Raw genomic sequence first — 2,481 nt, forward strand, 5'->3', positions numbered from 1 at the left:
CCACACCCCCCGCCAGTGGAAGGCGGCGGCGGTCGGCGCGTGGCTGCTCAAGGACCAGCCGCCGCCCACCACCGGCCTGTTCTGAGGACGCCGGCCCGCGGACGTGGCCCCGGCGCCGCTGGCGCCGCTCGCGCCCCCTCCTCCTCCCCGCTTACCCCTTCCGCCGGCCGGGCTACGCGTGCCGGCGGCGGCAACCTGCGCTATTGTTCCGGGCAGCGCGGACCGCGGGACGAAATCCCTCGTCCACGGCATGGGGCGCGCCGGGTTCACTTTCTAGGGGAGCAACGCAGATGTCCGAATTCCGTTCCGAAACCGACTCGATGGGCGCCATCGACGTTCCCGCGGACCGATACTGGGGCGCGCAGACGCAGCGCTCCACCATCAATTTCCCGATCGGTGTGAGTCGGTTCCGCTGGCAACGGCCGGTCATCCGCGCGCTGGGCATCCTCAAGCGGGCCGCGGCCGAAGCCAACGCGGAGCTCGGCGAACTGCCCGGGGACATCGCCGCGCTGATCGTGCGGGCGGCCGACGAGGTCATCGCCGGCAAGCTCGACGACCACTTCCCGCTGGTGGTGTTCCAGACCGGCTCCGGCACGCAGTCGAACATGAACGCCAACGAAGTGATCTCCAACCGCGCCATCGAGATCGCCGGCGGCAAGCTCGGCAGCAAGACGCCGGTGCACGCCAACGACCACGTCAACCGCGGCCAGAGCTCCAACGACACCTTCCCCACCGCCATGCACATCGCGGTGGTGGAACAGATCCACACCAAGCTGCTGCCGGCGGTGGAAGCGCTGCGCGACACGCTCGCGGCCAAGGCCGCCGCCTACAAGGACATCGTCAAGACCGGCCGCACCCACCTGCAGGACGCCACCCCGATCACGCTCGGCCAGGAAATCAGCGCCTGGGTGGCGCAGATCGACTTCGGCCTGAACGCGGTCAGGGCCGCGCTGCCGGGCCTGCTGGAGCTGGCCATCGGCGGCACCGCCGTGGGCACCGGCCTGAACGCGCATCCGCGCTTCGGCGCGCGCGCCGCGGCCTATATCGCCACGCTGACCGGCCACCCGTTCGTCGACGCGCCCAACAAATTCTTCGCGCTGTCCGCGCACGACGCGCTGGTGCAGACCTCCGCGGCACTGCGCACGCTCTCCGGCGGGCTCATGAAGATGGCCAACGACGTGCGCTGGCTGGCCTCCGGCCCGCGCTGCGGCATCGGTGAGCTGAACATCCCCGAGAACGAGCCCGGCTCGTCGATCATGCCGGGCAAGGTCAACCCGACCCAGTGCGAAGCCATGACCATGGTGTGCGCGCAGGTGTTCGGCAACGACGCCACGGTCGCCTTCGCCGGCAGCCAGGGCAACTTCCAGCTCAATGTGTACAAGCCGGTGATGGTGCACAACGTGCTGGAAAGCATCGAGCTGATCGCCGACGCCAGCGTGGCCTTCAACGACCACTGCGCGGCCGGCATCGAGCCGAACCTGCCGAAGATCGCCGAGAACCTCGACAAGAACCTGATGCTGGTGACCGCGCTGAACCGCCATATCGGCTACGACAAGGCCGCCGCCATCGCCAAGAAGGCGCACAAGGAAGGGCTGACGCTCAAGGCGGCGGCGCTGGCGCTGGGCTATCTGAGCGAGGCGGACTACGCGCGCTGGATCGTGCCGATCGAGATGACGCACCCGAGCGCCTGAGCGCCTGAGGCGGCGGCCGGCGGGCGGATGGGCCCCGGGCATGGACCCGGGCCGCCGCCAGCCTAGCGCGCCGCGCGGCCGCCGGGCGCGTCTTCCGGCACGCGCAGCACCACCTTGAACAGGGTGTCGACGAACAGCCGCAACGGCTCGACGCTGCGTTCGGCCTTCATGCGCACCAGCGCGCCCTCCCAGCCGTTGAGCGTGAACGCGGCGGCCTGCGCGGCGCCCAGCCCGGCGGGCAGGTCGCCGCGCGCCTCGGCCTCCTCGAAGACTTCGAGCAGCATCGCCTCCCATTTGCGGAACGCCTCGCGGATGCGCTCGCGCACCGCCGGGCTGGCGTTGCCGATCTCCAGCGTCAGCGCGCCGAGCAGGCAGCCCTGGCGAAAGCCGGCGATGCCGGAATACTCGACGTATTGCTCCAGATAGTTGCGCACGCGCACCAGTGGCGGCAGGGAGCGGTCGCCGACCAACAGTTCGGTGCGCTTCCTGGCGGTGAGTTCCGAATAGAGGTCCACCACCGCGGCGGCGAGCGCTTCCTTGCTCTCGAAGTAGTAGTAGAACGAGCCGTTGGGGACCTTGGCCGCCTGCACGATGTCGCGCACGCCCGTGCCGTTGAAGCCGTCCTTCATGAAGGCTCTCAGCCCGGCCCGTACCAGGTGGCTGTGCGCGGCCTCCTTCAACAATGGAGGTCTAGGCATGGGATCGATTCTCCGTGGTCGACGAGGACACGTTTCCTTGTCTGAATACGCCATTATGACCGAACTCGGCCCCCGGCCCCGCCGCGGCGGGG

General features: G+C 69.5%; 2 protein-coding genes. One reads left to right on the forward strand and one right to left on the reverse strand.

Going from position 1 to position 2,481, the window contains the following annotated elements:
• Positions 1 to 290 precede the first annotated feature (290 nt).
• The gene (gene fumC, locus K206_RS0127315) at positions 291 to 1,691 is read left to right on the forward strand and encodes a class II fumarate hydratase (RefSeq protein WP_020205554.1); all 1,401 of its coding nucleotides are present in this window, start codon (positions 291 to 293) and stop codon (positions 1,689 to 1,691) included.
• Between the two features lie 62 nt (positions 1,692 to 1,753).
• On the opposite strand, the gene K206_RS39455 is transcribed toward fumC, so the two are convergent.
• Positions 1,754 to 2,389: a TetR/AcrR family transcriptional regulator gene (locus tag K206_RS39455; protein ID WP_063826889.1), complete on the reverse strand. Its 636-nt coding sequence runs from the start codon at positions 2,387 to 2,389 to the stop codon at positions 1,754 to 1,756.
• Between the last annotated feature and the right edge of the window lie 92 nt (positions 2,390 to 2,481).

This window comes from Cupriavidus sp. WS, from assembly GCF_000395345.1.
In the GTDB taxonomy this organism is placed as follows: Bacteria; Pseudomonadota; Gammaproteobacteria; order Burkholderiales; family Burkholderiaceae; genus Cupriavidus; species Cupriavidus basilensis_B.